This is a genomic window from Kitasatospora sp. NPDC004745 (assembly GCF_042873275.1).
GTDB lineage: Bacteria > Actinomycetota > Actinomycetes > Streptomycetales > Streptomycetaceae > Kitasatospora.
Map to the genome: position 1 here is coordinate 117,229 of NZ_JBIALK010000004.1, position 14,875 is coordinate 132,103.

The 14,875-nt window shown below is 74.1% G+C and carries 11 protein-coding genes; 10 read left to right on the forward strand and 1 reads right to left on the reverse strand.

The features are described 5' to 3' along the window. Positions 1-14 precede the first annotated feature (14 nt). Positions 15-1,253 (forward strand): cytochrome P450, encoded by a 1,239-nt coding sequence (locus ACFYUY_RS09585; RefSeq protein ID WP_387899680.1) that lies wholly within the window; start codon positions 15-17, stop codon positions 1,251-1,253. Between the two features lie 165 nt (positions 1,254-1,418). Here the strand turns inward: ACFYUY_RS09585 and ACFYUY_RS09590 are convergent, their stop codons facing one another. Next, positions 1,419-3,038 (reverse strand): tannase/feruloyl esterase family alpha/beta hydrolase, encoded by a 1,620-nt coding sequence (locus ACFYUY_RS09590; RefSeq protein ID WP_387899682.1) that lies wholly within the window; start codon positions 3,036-3,038, stop codon positions 1,419-1,421. Positions 3,039-3,648: 610 nt separating this feature from the next. Here ACFYUY_RS09590 and ACFYUY_RS09595 point away from each other — a divergent pair. From ACFYUY_RS09595 to ACFYUY_RS09635, 9 genes are all read left to right on the forward strand, one after another. Further along, positions 3,649-5,370 (forward strand): ABC-F family ATP-binding cassette domain-containing protein, encoded by a 1,722-nt coding sequence (locus ACFYUY_RS09595; RefSeq protein ID WP_387899684.1) that lies wholly within the window; start codon positions 3,649-3,651, stop codon positions 5,368-5,370. A 138-nt stretch (positions 5,371-5,508) separates the two neighbouring features. Beyond that, positions 5,509-6,072, forward strand: coding sequence for a CGNR zinc finger domain-containing protein (locus ACFYUY_RS09600; RefSeq protein ID WP_360211101.1), 564 nt, complete (start codon positions 5,509-5,511; stop codon positions 6,070-6,072). Positions 6,073-6,258: 186 nt separating this feature from the next. Further along, positions 6,259-6,732, forward strand: coding sequence for a MarR family transcriptional regulator (locus tag ACFYUY_RS09605; RefSeq protein ID WP_387899686.1), 474 nt, complete (start codon positions 6,259-6,261; stop codon positions 6,730-6,732). 203 nt (positions 6,733-6,935) lie between these two features. Continuing rightward, positions 6,936-7,739: a glycerophosphodiester phosphodiesterase gene (locus ACFYUY_RS09610; protein WP_360211105.1), complete on the forward strand. Its 804-nt coding sequence runs from the start codon at positions 6,936-6,938 to the stop codon at positions 7,737-7,739. After that, positions 7,736-9,115: an MFS transporter gene (locus tag ACFYUY_RS09615; protein ID WP_360211107.1), complete on the forward strand. Its 1,380-nt coding sequence runs from the start codon at positions 7,736-7,738 to the stop codon at positions 9,113-9,115. The genes ACFYUY_RS09610 and ACFYUY_RS09615 overlap by 4 nt, the downstream gene beginning before the upstream one ends. Positions 9,116-9,431: 316 nt before the next feature. Beyond that, positions 9,432-10,745: a helix-turn-helix domain-containing protein gene (locus ACFYUY_RS09620; RefSeq protein WP_387899689.1), complete on the forward strand. Its 1,314-nt coding sequence runs from the start codon at positions 9,432-9,434 to the stop codon at positions 10,743-10,745. A gap of 97 nt (positions 10,746-10,842) precedes the next feature. Further along, entirely contained in the window at positions 10,843-11,622 is a 780-nt protein-coding gene (locus tag ACFYUY_RS09625) for a toll/interleukin-1 receptor domain-containing protein (protein ID WP_387899691.1), read from the forward strand. 134 nt (positions 11,623-11,756) lie between these two features. Next, on the forward strand, positions 11,757-13,583 hold the full coding sequence (locus ACFYUY_RS09630; RefSeq protein WP_387899692.1) for a hypothetical protein: 1,827 nt from the start codon (positions 11,757-11,759) through the stop codon (positions 13,581-13,583). Further along, complete coding sequence (locus ACFYUY_RS09635) at positions 13,580-14,848, forward strand: hypothetical protein (protein ID WP_387899694.1); 1,269 nt, start codon at positions 13,580-13,582, stop codon at positions 14,846-14,848. The genes ACFYUY_RS09630 and ACFYUY_RS09635 overlap by 4 nt, the downstream gene beginning before the upstream one ends. The last annotated feature ends 27 nt before the right edge of the window (positions 14,849-14,875 follow it).

The window sequence follows — 14,875 nt, forward strand, 5'->3', positions numbered from 1 at the left end:
ACAGGAGACACCCCGTGAGCCTGCCCGAACCGCGACCCGGCCAGGACGGCCGAGTCGTCATCGACGCCGCCTTCAAGGCGGACGCCCCCGCACGCTACGCCCGGCTCCGGGCGCTCGGCCCCGTCCACCCCGCCGAGTTCCAGACCGGACTGGAGGGCTGGGTGGTCGTCGGCTACGACCTGGCCCGGGAGGCCCTCACCCACCCCGCCCTGCTCAAGGACGCCACGCCCGCCGCCGAGGCCCTCGCCGCCGCCGGCTTCGTCCTCCACCAGCCCTCGGTCGGGCTCGGCGCGCAGATGCTGGAGGCCGACCCGCCCGAGCACACCCGGCTGCGCACCCTCGCCGCGGCCGCGTTCACCCCCCGCCGCACCGCCGAACTGGCGCCGCGCATCGAGCGGATCGCCCACGGGCTGATCGACGCGATGCCGCCGTCGGGCGTGCTCGACCTCGTCGAGGCCTTCAACGCCCCGCTGCCCGCCGTGGTGATCGCCGAACTCCTCGGCATCCCGCCGGAGCACCACCTGGACTTGCGCCACTGGGCGGGCGAGGCGCTCCAGGTCGACTCCCCCGGGCACCGCCCGGCGCTCGCCGCCCTGCACGCGCTGCTGGCCGGCCTGATCGCGGACAAGCGCCGCCACCCGCAGGACGACCTGCTCTCCGCCCTGGTGGCCGTGCGCGACCAGGAGGACGGCCGGCTCTCCGAGCAGGAACTGGTCGGCACCGCCATGATGCTGGTCGTCGCGGGCTACGAGAGCACCGTGAACCTGCTGGGCAACGCCGTGCTGGCGCTCCTGCGGCACCCGGACCAGCTGCGGCTGCTGCGCGAACGCCCCGATCTCCTCCCCGGCGCCGTCGAGGAGTTCCTGCGCCACGACACATCCGTCGAACGCTCGACGAACCGCTACGCCGCGACCGACCTCGAACTGGGCGGTGTGCGGATCCCCCGCGGCGGGATGCTCACCGTCGCCCTCGGCTCGGCCGGCCACGACGCCCCGCAGGCCGGCGGTGATCCCGCGGTCCTCGACGTGACCCGGCCGGCGGCCCGCCACCTGGCCTTCGGGCACGGCGTCCACCACTGCCTGGGCGCCCCGCTCGCCCGTCTGGAGACGGTCGTCGCGCTGCGCACCCTGCTGTCCCGCGTCCCGGAGCTGGAACCGGCCGCCCCGGTCGACTCGCTCGACTCGCTCGACTGGATCGGCTCCGGGATCATCCGGGGCGTGCGGTCGCTCCCGGTGCGCTACCGCGTCGGCTGACCGCACCGCACCGGCGCGGACAAGCCGTTCCGACGCGGACAAGCCGTCCCGACGCCGACGCCCCGTTCCGGCCCGCAGCACGGGGCGCGGGCCGGAACGGGGCGGGGTGGACGGGCGGGACGGGGCGGGCCGACAGGGGGAAGAGTTCGGGGGCGGCCCCGGGGGTCAGTGCCGGGAGGGTAGGACGCAGCGGAAGCTCGTGGCGACGCCCGGGTCACCGTGGCCCGAGTAGCGGGAGACCGCAGGGTAGCGGCAGAGGTCACGGGCGACGCTCTGCCCGGTGGCGGTGACCAGGGTGGCCGGCAGCGTCGCGGGGGCCTCGCCCCGCTCGACCCAGGCGGTCAGCGCGGCGAGGTCGTCGACCGTGCCGGCGCCGCGGTTGAGGCCGCAGTGGACCGCCCCCGGCACGAGGAAGAGCCGGTAGAAGTCGTCGACCCGCCCGGCACCGCCCATCGTCCGCTCGACCTGCCGGCGGTAGTCGACGGTGCCCTGGGCGGGGACGTACTGGTCGGCCTGGCCGTGCCAGCTGAGCAGCTTGCCGCCGGACCTGCGGAAGGCCGACAGGTCCGGGTCGTCGCTGCCGATGATCCCGCCGTACTCGGCGCGGGACTGCTCGAACAGCCGGGTGAACTGGCCGTAGGTGATCGTCGAGACGTCGAACGACGGCTGCCTCTTCAGCCAGGTCGCGACCCAGTACTGCGGCACGGGGAACGGCGCGCCCTTGACCGCGCCGTCCGCGTCCGGCTCCGTCACCCCGGCCAGCGCCGACAGGTCCGCGCCGACCGGGACGCCGGACCACAGCCGGCGGCCCGACTCCGTGCGCGGGCCCTCCCAGATCCTGCGCACCACGTCCGCGACGGCCGCGGTGACGGTCAGCTCCCGGCCGTCGCACACCACCGTGGTGCCGATCAGCCGGCGCGGGTCGAAGTCGCACCGCGCGGCGTCGTTGACCAGGCCGTCCCGGACGCCGTCCAGCGGGTCGCAGGCCTTGACGGCGGCGTCGGTGAAGGCCTTGAACTCGCAGGCGGACGGGTAGGTCCGCTCGTTGTTCATCACCACCTGCGGCCAGAGGGTGGCCACCTCGAACGCGTCCCAGTGGACGGCGGGCGCGTTGGCGAGGATCCCGTCGAAGTCGTCCGGGTAGCGCTGGGCCTCCGTGTAGCCCTGCCGTCCCCCGGTGGAGCAGCCGTTGAAGTAGGAGTAGGAGGGACGAGCGCCGTAGACCCCGGCGACGACCTGCTTGCCGACGACCGAGGCCTCGTGCTGGGAGCGCGAGGCGAGGTTCTCCAGCAGCGCGGTGTTCACCCTCCCGGCGCCGTCCAGCCCCCAGCCGACGTCGACGGCGTCGCCGAGGCCGGCGTCGGTGGTGGTCGCCGCGTACCCGTTCTTGACCGCGGTGCCGAGTCCGACGCCGTTGTCCCCGGCCGCGTAGGCGCTGCCGCCGAGTGCCTGGAAGCGGCCGTTCCAGCCGTCCGCGGGCAGCCAGGTGCGCACCCGGGCGTGGTCGCCGTCACCGGGGTGGGTGAGGGTGACGGTCACCTCGCAGTAGGCGGGGACTCCGGTGACGGTGCCGCCCACGACCCCGGTGCCGTCGACGGTGCCGCCCTCCCGGCGCAGCGCGGTCACGGATTCCACCCTCGTCCCGGCGGGGGCGGTCACGGCGGGGGTCGAGCAGCGGGACGCCGCGGCGACGGAGCCGTCCGCGGACGCCGCGGACGCCGCCGGCAGGTTCACCGCCGCGACCAGCGGCACGCCGGCCGCGAGGACGGTCAGGAGTCGCTTCATGGGTTTCCCCTCCAGGGAAGTGCGTAGAGGTCCGCAGGTCTGCGGGTGCCCGCGGGCTCGGGGTGCGCGGGCTCGGGGTGCGCGGGTGACGGCCGGGCGTCGGAACGGCCAGCCTGACGTCACCTTTCCGAGCGGTGACTCTTCACCTCTTTCGAGGGCATTCCGGCCGGCCCCCGGCCCTTGACATGCCGATGAACGCTGGCGTACTACGGCACGGCGACCCGGCCCGGACTGCCGTTCGCCATCCGGTTTCGTCACCCTTTCAACTGGTGACGATGCTGGCATGGCGTCACCTGAGCTGTCAACGAGGCGGCCGGGAGCGCCCCTTGACCGCACGGTCGACCTCCGGAGGCCCGCCCGCCCGGAAAATGCCGAGCGGACCGGCGAGGGCGGCTGTTACGCTCGGATGGACACGAACCGTGTGATCGAGGAGTCGCAGACGTGGTGGGTGAAGACGACATCTCCGGGTGAGACCCGGTCCTGACGGCCGCCGTCCGGTGCAGCGAAGCACCGCCGAGGCGGTCCGTTTCGTCGTCCCCTCTTCCCCTCCCCCACGCCTGCCCAGGGCGGAAGGCCGCTTCCTGCCCTCCAGCACCCCCGAGGTCACCCCATGTCCGACGCCGCCGTCATCTGCTCCGACCTGTCGTTCGCCTGGCCCGACGACACCCCGGTCTTCCACGGCCTGTCCTTCACCGTCCCCGCCGGCCGCACCGGCCTGGTCGCCCCCAACGGCTCCGGCAAGAGCACGCTGCTCAAGCTGATCGCCGGTGAACTCCGGCCCACCGCAGGGTCGGTGACGGTCGGCGGGGTGCTGGGCCACCTCCGCCAGAGCCTCCCGCTGACCGGCGACCTCACGGTCGCCGAGGTGCTCGGCGTCGCCGACGTGATCCGCGCCCTGGACGCCGTCGAGTCCGGGGACGTGAGCGAGGAGCACTTCGCCACCATCGGCGACGACTGGGACGTCGAGGAGCGCACCCGCGCCCAGCTCGACCGCCTCGGCCTCGCCGACCTCACCCTCGACCGCACCCTGCACACGCTCAGCGGCGGCCAGATCGTCTCCCTCGGCCTCGCCGCCCAACTCCTCCGGCGCCCCGACGTGCTGCTGCTCGACGAGCCGACCAACAACCTCGACGCCGCGGCCCGGCACCGGCTCCACGACGCACTGGCCGACTACCCCGGCTGCCTGCTCGTGGTCAGCCACGACCGCGCGCTGCTCGACCGCATGGACGGCATCCTCGAACTCGACGGCGGGCGACTGCGCTTCTTCGGCGGCAGCTTCACCGCCTACGAGGAGGCCGTGCGGGCCGAGCAGGAGGTCGCCGAGAAGAACGTCCGCAACGCCGAACAGGAGCTGAAGCGCGAGAAGCGCGAGATGCAGCAGGCCCGCGAGCGCGCCGAGCGCCGCGCGGGCAACGCCGCCCGCAACCTCAAGAACGCCGGCCTGCCCCGGATCTTCGCCGGCACCATGAAGCGCGGCGCGCAGGAGTCCGCGGGCAAGGCCGGCCAGCTGCACGCGGCCCGGGTGGGCGAGGCCAGGGCCCGGCTCGACGAGGCCGGCCGCGCCCTGCGCGAGGAGCAGCGCATCGCCCTGGAACTGCCCGACACCCGGGTGCCCGCCGGGCGCAACCTCTTCCTGGGCGCGGGGATGCAGGTCCACCACGCCGGCCGGGCCGTGTTCGCGGACGGCGGCGTCGACCTCGCCGTCCGCGGCCCCGAGCGCATCGCGCTGACCGGGCCCAACGGCGCGGGCAAGACCACCCTGCTGCGCCTGATCACCGGCGACCTCACCCCTGAGGGCGAGCGGGGCGACGGCGGGAAGGCCGGGGGCGGGCCGGGCAACGACGAACGGGGCGACGGCGGCCGGAGCGACGGCGAGCGGGTCGAGGGCGACATCAGGCGCGGCGACGGCCGGATCGCCCATCTCTCGCAGCGACTCGACCTGCTGGACCTCGACCGCACCGTGGCGGAGAACTTCGCCGCCTTCGCCCCCGAGCGGCCCGAGGCGGAGCGGATGAACCTGCTCGCCCGCTTCCTCTTCCGCGGCGCCCGGGCGCACCTGCCGGTCGGGGTGCTCTCCGGCGGCGAACGGCTGCGCGCCACCCTGGCCTGCGTCCTGTGCGCCGAGCCGGCCCCGCAGCTGCTGCTGCTCGACGAGCCGACCAACAACCTCGACCTGGTCAGCGTGGCCCAGCTGGAGAGCGCGCTCGACTCCTACCAGGGCGCCTTCGTGGTGATCAGCCACGACGAGCGCTTCCTCGCCGGGATCGGCGTGGACCGCTGGCTCCGGCTGGCCGACGGGGCACTGACGGAGACCGCCGCCCCCGGAAGGTGAGCCGACGGGGAGGCGGGGGCCGTCCCGCTCCCGCCTCCCCGTCCCGCCCTCGGATTCCCGGGCGGCGCCCGCCCGCGCCGCTCCGGCCGGCCGGTGACGCTCCTTGCGCCCGAAACCGTCACCTGCCAGCATGGTGATGTGAACCTCGACCATGTCTTCGTCTGCGGGCACCCCGCCCTCGACTTCGCGGCCACCCTCCGCGCACGCCGCTCGACCCGGTTCGAGATGTTCGTGACGCCGGAGCGGCTGAACGCCTGGTACGTCGAGAGCGGCCTGGTGGACAGCATCGCGCCCGGCTGCGAGCAGGACGTCCGAACCGCCACCACAGTGCGCGAGGCCGTCTACCGGCTCGTCACCAACCGCGTCCACGGCGAGGAGTTCGACCGCGAGGCGCTCGCCGTACTCAACGGCGCCGCCCGCAGGGAACCGGTGACACCCCAACTCACCCTCGCCGGGCGGCACAACGAGGGCACCCCGGACCAGGCGCTGGCGACCGTCGCCCGCCAGGCCGTCGAACTGCTCAGCGGCCCGGACGTCCCGCTGCTGAAGGAGTGTGGCAACCCGGAGTGCACCCGGATCTACGTCGACCGCTCACGGGGCACCCGGCGCCAGTGGTGCGGCATGGACTCCTGCGGGAACCGGATCAAGGCCGCCGCCTACCGCGCCCGGAAGAAGACCTCCCCCGCCCTCGGCGCGCACTGAACCACGGGCCGGCACGCCGGGACCACCGGTCGAGCCGGTGACGGCCGCCGCCGCAATCTCCCCCGCCCCCACTCCCCTGCCTTCACTGCGCCTTCACTGCGCCTTCCCTGCGCTTGACCTCAAGTCGACTTGAGGTCCTACGGTGATCGACGTCCCGGAAATCACCGCACGAGGGGGAACGTGGAGATGGCACCGAAGAAGACGGCACTGAAGGAGTACCCGCGCGAGGAACTGGCCGCCCAGCCGATCGGCGCGTGGACCGGGCAGGCGTACCGGCTGGTGACGGACGCCCTGCGCGCCCAACTGGCCCAGGAGGACCTCACCCAGCCGCACTGGTGGACGCTCAACCACGTCGCCGGCTCCCCCGGGCAGTGGACCAGGGCGGCACTGGTGGAACGGCTCGCCCGCTACGACGACCTCGGGACCGACTTCGACACGGTCTTCGACGACCTCGCCGGCCGGGGCTGGCTGCACGAGGAGGCGGGGGCGCTCACCCTGACCACGGCGGGCGAGGAGGGCCGGCTGCGGGCCCGCGACCGCAACCTCCGGGTCCACCGCCGCATGCACGAGGGCGTCGACGAGGCGGACTTCGTCACCACGATCGAGGTGCTGCGCCGAATGGTCGTCAATCTGGGCGGCGACGGCGACCTTCCCGGCTGACGGGGAGTCGACGGCGGGTGGGCGGGGCACGGGCCGGGCAGGCCGATGCGGTCCCGGTACGGCCGGGGAGCGGGCCAACCGTTACTGCTTGACAGGGCGCGTAATACTGTAACGCGCGTGCCCCGGGACGCGGCCGGCACACCTCGCGCCGCCCGCGCCCGCGGGCCCGGCCGCCGCCCCTCCCCCGCAGCTCGGAGCACCACATGCATCCCTTCCTCGACCACCGGGGGCCGCTCGCGTTCGCGCACCGGGGCGGCGACCTCGGCCACCCCGAGAACTCGCTCGCCGCCTTCGAGGCCGCCGTCGCCCTCGGGTACCGCTACCTCGAGACGGACGTGCACGCGACCGCCGACGGCGTGCTGGTCGCCTTCCACGACAGCCGGCTCGACCGGGTGACCGACCGGTCCGGCGCCGTCGCCGAGCTGCCCTGGAGCGAGGTCCGGCAGGCCCGGATCGGCGGCACCGAGCCCGTCCCGCTGCTGGAGGAGCTGCTGGACGCGTTCCCCGGGGCGCGGTTCAACATCGACGTCAAGGCCGCACCGGCCGTCCTCCCGCTGATCGAGGCGGTCCGCCGGACCGGCGCGTGGGACCGGGTCTGCGTCGGCGGGTTCTCCGACACCCGGCTCGCCGCCGTCCGCGCCGCCGCCGGCCCCCGGCTGGCCACCTCGCTCGGGCCGCGCGAGGTGGCCCGGCTGCGGCTGCGCTCGCTGGCCGGGCCGCTGCTGCCCGGGCGCGGGGCGCCGTGGGCCGGCGTGTGCGCCCAGGTCCCGGAGCGGCACCGGGGCGTCCGGGTCGTCGACCGGGCCTTCGTGCGCACCGCGCACCGCCTCGGCCTGCAGGTTCACGTCTGGACTGTGGACGACCCCACACGGATCAGGGCTCTACTCGACCTGGGTGTGGATGGCATCATGGCCGATCGCATCGACGTACTGCGGGACGTCCTCGGCGAGCGCGGCTGCTGGTCAGACGGCAGCAACGGCTCCAGCACGGTGATTGGAACCCCATGAGCACCGCGACCCACCTGCCCGACCACCCGGCGACCGCCACCGATCCCCGCGCCCTGCGCCGGATGCAGTTCAGTTGGTACGTCAACGACTGGGCCAACGCCGCCTTCTCGGCCACCGTCCTGACGGTGTTCCTCGGGCCCTACCTGACCTCCGTCGCCAAGAACGCCGCCGACGCGGCCGGCGACGTCCACCCGCTCGGCCTGTCGGTCCGCGCGGGCTCGTTCTTCCCGTACACGGTGTCCTTCTCGGTGCTGATCTCCGTCGGGGCGATGCTGCTGGCCGGCACCGTCGCGGACCGCACCGGGCGGCACAAGGAGCTGATGTGCGGCTTCGCCTACGTCGGCGCGGCCGCCACCATGGGCATGTTCTTCCTCGACGGCGACCGCTACCTGCTCGGCGGCGCACTGCTGGTGGTCGCCAACATCGCGTACGCGGTGTCGGTCGCGCTCTCCTACGCCTACCTCCCGAGCCTGGCCGGCCCCGACGAGCGCGACGCGGTGTCCTCCAAGGGCTGGGCGTACGGCTACGCGGGCGGCGGGCTGCTGCTGGTCGCCAACCTCGCCCTGTTCGAGGGCCACGACGCACTCGGCCTCTCCTCCGGCACGGCCGTGCGGATCTGCCTCGCCTCGGCCGGCCTGTGGTGGGCGCTGTTCACCGTCGTCCCGATGCTCCGGCTGCCCTCCCGCGCCGGCGCCGCCCCCGCACCGACCGCACCCGCCGGGGACCGCCCGGCCGCGGGCAGCCTGCGCGAACTCGCCCGCACCCTGCGCGGCATGCGCCGCTACCCGCTCACCCTGCTCTACCTGGGCGCCTTCCTCTGCTACAACGACGGCATCCAGACCGTCGTCTCGCAGGCCTCGCTGTACGGCAGCGAGGAGCTCGGCATGGACCAGACCTCGCTGGTCGTCGCCGTCCTGCTGGTCCAGATCGTGGCGATCGGCGGCGCGCTGCTCCTCGGCCGGATAGCCCACCGCTACGGCGCCAAGCGGACCGTCCTCGGCTCGCTGGTCGGCTGGGTGGTCACCCTCGCGCTCGGCTACTTCATGCCCGCACACCAGCCCGCCTGGTTCTACGCGCTGGCCTGCATGATCGGCCTGGTCCTCGGCGGCAGCCAGGCGCTCTCCCGCTCGCTGTTCTCGCACCTCATCCCGGCCGGTCGGGAGGCCGAGTACTTCAGCGTCTACAAGGTCAGCGACCGCGGCACCAGCTGGATGGGCCCGCTGGTCTTCGGCCTCGCCTACCAGATCACCGGCAGCTACCGCTCGGCGATCATCTCGTTGCTGGTCTTCTTCGTCATCGGCTTCGCCGTCCTGGCGAAAGTCCCCGTCCGCCGCGCCATCGAAGCCGTCGGCAACCCCGTCCCCGAACGCCTCTGACCCCACCGGCCCCCGACGGCCCGGCCTCCGGCGACCCCGCCCGAGCCCGGGCCGTCCCCGTCCCCCCGCCTGGTGGAGCCCGCCCTCCGGCTCGCGCTCCCGGCCTCGGCCGACCGCGTTCGCACGGGTGGACATATCGCCAACTCGTTTTGTTCGCATGACCATTCGACCGGCAAAGAGGAAACGGGAAACCCCGCCGATACCCGTTTGACCGGCCCGTTCGCATGCCAGGATTCCAGGCGGAAGCGGCGGGAGACCGCGTCCGGCCCACACCACGGCGGATGCCTGGGCGGGTGAATCCAGAACGGGGGTTGGCATGCACGCGCCTGAAACGCCGTCCGAGGAGTTCGGCCCGGAGCTCCGCAGACGGCGGATCGCCGCCGGACTCACCCTCACCCGGCTCGCCGAACTGCTCAGCTACAGCAAGGGCCACCTCAGCAAGATCGAGCGCGGCCACAAGGCCCCGCCGCCCGAGTTCGCCCGCCGCTGCGACGTCCAGCTCGCCGCCGCCGGCGAGCTGGAGCGGCTCCTGCCGACCGGCCGCCGGCGGCCCCAGGCCGACCCGCACGCGCCCGCCGGCCCCCGCCAGGACCCACCGCTCCCCCACCAGCGCGGAGGAACCGGCGCCCCCGGAGGGCTCGGACGACGGCAACTGCTCGCCGCCGGAGCCACCTCCCTGCTCGGAGGCGGACTCGCCACCGCCCTGCCGGCCGCCGCCGCACCCGCCGGCGCAGCGGACCAGGAGTCCACCCCGGTCGAGGTCTTCCGGACCCACTTCGACCAGATCCGCAGGCTCGGCCAGAACAGCGACCCCGGCACGCTGCTCCCCCTGCTCACCGTCCAGACCCACACCCTGCGCAAACTCGCCGGCCAGGCCGACCCGGTCAACCGCGGACGGCTGCTCGTGCTCGCGGCCCGCTACGCCGAGTACGCCGGCTGGATGGCCCAGGAGGCCGGCGACGACCCCTCGGCGCTCCGGTGGACCGCCCAGGCCGTCGAACTCGCCGAGGGCGGCGGCGACCACGACCTGGCCTCGTACGCCCTGGTCCGGCGTGCCCTGATCACCTTCTACGCGGGCGACGCGGACCGGACCGTCCAGCTCGTCCGACCCGCGCAGGACGGCCGCCTGCCGCCCCGGATCCGCGGCCTCGCCGCCCAGCGCGAAGCCCAGGGGCACGCCCTCGCCGGCAACCGGGAGGCATGCCTGCGCAGCCTCGACCGCGCTCGCCGGCTCCTCGCGACCGCCGCCGACCAGGACGCCGGCGCCCCCGTCCTCGGCACCACCACCGTGGCCGACCCGGCCGCCGTGGTCACCGGGTGGTGCCTCCACGACCTCGGACACCCCCGCAGGGCGGCCGAGGTGTTCGACCAGGAGTACCCGCGGATCCCGGCCCACGCCGTCCGCAGCCGCGCCCGGTACGGACTCCGGCACGCCCTCGCCCACGCCGCCGACGGTGAACCGGAGCACGCCTGCGCACTCGCCGCGGACCTCCTGCCCCTCGTCCCCGCCCTGCGCTCGGCCACCATCCGGGCCGGCGTCCGCCAGCTCGCCCGCGAACTCCAGCGGTTCCGCTCCAGCCGGTCCGTCCAGGACCTCCAGCCCGCGCTCGCCAGGGCTCTGCACCCGTAGGGCCCGGGGAGAGCTCCGGCGCGGCCTCCGGACCGCCACCCGCACGCCACCGCCGGACCGTCACCGGAACCGACCGTCACCAGAGAGGTGCTCCGCCATGCCCGACGTCTTCGTCAACTACCGCACCGACGACGAGGAGGCCACCGCCACCCTGATCGAGCGCGAGCTCTCCCGGCGCTTCGGCGACCGGCGCGTCTTCCGCGCCAGCAAGTCCATCGGGATCGGCCAGGCCTTCCCCCGGGAACTGCTGACCGCCGTCCGGCGCAGCAGCGTCCTCCTCGCCGTCATCGGCGCCCGCTGGGCCGACGCACGCAAGGCGGACGGGCGCCGCGCCCTCGACGACCCGACGGACTGGACCCGCCGCGAGATCGTCGAGGCCTTCGAGAGCGGCGCTCTGGTCGTCCCGGTGCTCGTCGGCCGCACCACCCGGCTGGACCGGCACGCCCTGCCGCCAGAGCTCGCCGAACTCGCCGACTGCCAGTACCTCCGCTTCGACACCCGGGACGCGGACTTCGGCCTGCGGCGCATCGGCGACGAACTGGCCAGGACGATCCCCCAGCTCGCCGAGGCCGAACAGCGGATCGACGGGGAGCCCGGCGCCGTCCAGACCCGCAACGAGGTCGGCCGCGTCGACGGAAGCGCCGTGCAGGCCCGCGACTACCGGCACGACCAGAGCGGGGGCATCGGCAACGTGGGCCGCGACGTGGGGACGTTCATCAACAACGCGAGCGGACCGGTCCACACCGGGAGCGGCGCACAGCACAACACCACCCGCCACGGCGGCGTCGAGATCCACGGGGACGGCGGCTCCTACGTCGAACGCGGCACCGTCAACAACGACTTCGGCGGCCGCCGCGACCGCGAGGGCCACCGGTGATCGAGGCTGGGGACACGACCTCGATCGGCAGCACGCAGGGACCGACTCACACGGGTAACGGCAGCCAGTACATCACCAACAACAACTACTTCGGTTCATCGGAGGCACCGGGTCGTGGCGGTGCCCCTCAGCTGGTGACGCTCGCGCAACGCGAATGGCTGCGTCAGCGTTTCGTCGGACCGCCCGGGTACGGGGCCGCGGCCGCGCGGCTGGAGACACCGGGCACGGTCGTCCTGCTCACCGGCGCTCCCGGAAGCGGGCGCCGTGCGGCGGCCATCGTGTTGCTGCACGGCGCCGGTGAGGGGGGTGACGCACTCCGGGAGGTCTCGCTCGACGACTGGCTGAAGCAGAACGAGTCGGCTGAGCCGGTCGGCGGGGAGCGCATCCTGTTCGACCTCTCGGCCGTCTCGGCACCGGAGTTCATCGATGCCCAGAGCCGCCTGGGTACGTCTTGGGAGAAGCTACGCCGTCTGGATGCGCGGATGGTCATGGTGATCCCCCGGGATCACGAACGCCACCTGCGACCGGACTTCCACCAGCTGTTGGTTCCGATCGGACGCCCCGACGAGGCGGGTGTCCTGGCCCGGCACCTGAGACCCGCGGGAATCGAGCTCTCCCGCTCCGAACTGCGGCACTCGGTCTTCCGCCCGCTTCTCGGCCGTTCCCCCATGCGGGAGCTGCAGCAGCTCTCCGCACTGCTGGTCCAGGCCAGATCCGCGGGCGGCGACTTCGCCACATGGGCAGCCGAAGCGCTCGCAGCCGTCAAGGATCGGACCGTCGAGGTCGCCGAGCAGATCGCCGGTCTCGACGACGGCCGGCAGAAGGCTCTGCTGTTCACCTCCGCAATGCTTGACGAGGCTCCGGCGGATGCGGTGATCCGGCTGTCCGAACGGCTGCTGGCGAAGCTCGGCCACCCCGAGGACACACAGCCCCGCCTCGACCGTCCCGATCCGCTCCAACGCCTACAGGACGTAGGGGTCAAGGTCGAGGACGAGCGGGTCCGATTCGCCGCGCTGGCGTACGGAGCGGCGGTGCGGTCCCACTTCTGGCTCTACTACCCGGACCTTCGCCCGGCGTTCGGCGGCTGGGTCACGGACGCGGTCAGGGAGACCCCGTGGCTGGAGTCCGTCGACCGGCAGCGGCTCATCGGCCGGTACACCGAGCAGACCCTCCGCATCGGTGACGTCCGCACACTGACCGATCTGGTGGAGTCCTGGGCCCAGGACCCCCGGCTGCTCCCCGAGGCGATGCAGGTGCTGGGGCAGGGGCTGCTCAGCGAGGCCTGGGGCACGGAGTTCCGACGGAGGATCTACGACTGGTCGACGACTCCCCGGCTGCCCGGCAACCTCGCCCGGGTCCTGGCGCGGACGTGCGTCGAGGTCCTGGCGCCGCGCTTCCCCGACCAGGCGCTGGTGCGGCTGCACCAGCTGGCTCGCAGGGAGCTCGGCGCCGATCCGCCCGAGGTCCTGGACCTCCTGCTCGGGCTGGTCCGCCGGGACAGGCGGCTCTACCTCCGCCTCCTCGACCGGCTCTGCACCGGCCTGGAGAAACCGGCGCCGGAGCGGTCGGACGCCGGGATCTTCCTGGCCCTGGTGGAGTGCCTGCCCACCTGGGTGCCGCAGCGGGACGTCGCCCGCGGCTGGCGGGGAGTGCTGACCGTGGCACGGGAATCCCGGACCTGGGAGCCCGCCGTGCGGGCCTGGCTCTCGGCGGCCCGGCGGGAGCGGGACGGGGGTGCGCGGCTGATGGGGATCCTCGTCGAGGCCGCCTGCGGCCGGGTCGACGTGCTCAGCCGCTTCTACCTGCTGGCACACGGCTGGGCCGCCGGCCCGGAGGACGGGCCGGCTCCGCTGACCCGTAGCGAGGTGGCGGCCCGCTTCTGCCGGGCGATCGACCGCGCACAGGGGATCGAACCGCTGGACCCGGCCGCGGCCGGGCCGGCCGAGGGGAGCACTGCGTGAAGGGCAGCGGAAAGGCGCCGCTCGTCGGTCTGGCCGTCGGGGCCGGTCTGGTGACGGTGGTTCTCGGGGTGTCGGCCAGGTGGCCCGTGTGGCTCTGGGTCGTGCCGGCGGCGGTGGCGCTGGTGCTGGCCGTCCTGTTGGCCTCGGCGAGGTCACCGGTGCCCGAGCCGGATCCGGAACCCGGCCCCGAACCGGAGCCCTGGCCCGAGTTCGAAACCGTCACCGCCCCGGCGGAGCCGCCCTGGGAGGAGACCCGGGTGGACGGCGTGGCGCTGCCGAGCCGGGTGCCCGACTACGACTTCCACTTCTCGGCCACGGTGTGGTGGCGCCCGATCCCGAACACGACCGGGCTGGTGCACGCCGACCCGGCCGGTCTGGCGATCGAGACGGTGCTGGCCCGCGCCCGCCAGGTGACCGAACTCGAGGTGCCCGAGCGGCTGGACCTGGTGCGGCACCGCTTGAACGGTGTGCTCGGCACCCAGCGGCCGGACGCGTCGGCGCTCGTGGAGGCCATGGGCGGACGGGTCGACCTGAGGCTGTCGGAGGACGACCGGACCAGGCTCGGAAAGCTCTCCGAGGTGCGCAAGTCCGAGGAGGTCTGGGAGCACGAGCGCCGCCAGGAGCAGAGCAGGCGTGCCTATCTGGGTGACGACGTCCTGAAGTCGCCCGGTAGCGCGGTGGTGTGGTGGTTGGCCCGGCACGACGACAAGGTCCGGGAGGCCGTCGACATGATCGGTCCGCTCGCCCAGCTGTCGGCGGCGGCCAACGACGAGGACGTGGACGGCCTGTACGAGCACCTGGTGCCGTACCCCGCGCCGAGGCCGGTCCCGTTCCTGGACGCGGTGGCACCCACCCCGGGGCACCGGGAGGACGACGGGGACGACGGGGACGAGGGCGGGCCGCCCGACCGGCCCGGGCCGACGGAGCCGACCGGGCCGACGCGGGGGCCGGCCGTGGTCGGTCCGCTGACCGAGCTGCTGGACGACGTCGATCTGGTGACGGACTCCCCCGAACGGACGGTCTACCTGCACCGGGTCGCTCAGGCCACCGATGCCGCCGGCCGCTCCGAGCAGGCCAGGCTGATCCGGGAGAGCCTGCTCGGAGACGGCTCCGGGCTCCCCGCGGCCGCGCCCGACCCGAGCCGGACCGCGGGCGGTACCGGCGACGGCCCCGGCGTTCCCTGGGCGAAGGTCGGCGGAGCGGTGAACGGTTCCGCCGTGAACGGTTCCTCGCCCGGCCAAGTGCCCGGTCCCGGGGCCCCGTGACGGCGGCTCGGCCGGATGCGCCGCCAC

What these genes read in the sequence shown, in the direction of transcription:
- ACFYUY_RS09590 (WP_387899682.1), bottom strand. Translation starts at nt 3,038, where the DNA reads ATGAAGCGACTCCTGACCGTCCTCGCGGCCGGCGTGCCGCTGGTCGCG.
- ACFYUY_RS09595 (WP_387899684.1), top strand. Translation starts at nt 3,649, where the DNA reads ATGTCCGACGCCGCCGTCATCTGCTCCGACCTGTCGTTCGCCTGGCCC.
- ACFYUY_RS09605 (WP_387899686.1), top strand. Translation starts at nt 6,259, where the DNA reads ATGGCACCGAAGAAGACGGCACTGAAGGAGTACCCGCGCGAGGAACTG.
- ACFYUY_RS09610 (WP_360211105.1), top strand. Translation starts at nt 6,936, where the DNA reads ATGCATCCCTTCCTCGACCACCGGGGGCCGCTCGCGTTCGCGCACCGG.
- ACFYUY_RS09615 (WP_360211107.1), top strand. Translation starts at nt 7,736, where the DNA reads ATGAGCACCGCGACCCACCTGCCCGACCACCCGGCGACCGCCACCGAT.
- ACFYUY_RS09620 (WP_387899689.1), top strand. Translation starts at nt 9,432, where the DNA reads ATGCACGCGCCTGAAACGCCGTCCGAGGAGTTCGGCCCGGAGCTCCGC.
- ACFYUY_RS09625 (WP_387899691.1), top strand. Translation starts at nt 10,843, where the DNA reads ATGCCCGACGTCTTCGTCAACTACCGCACCGACGACGAGGAGGCCACC.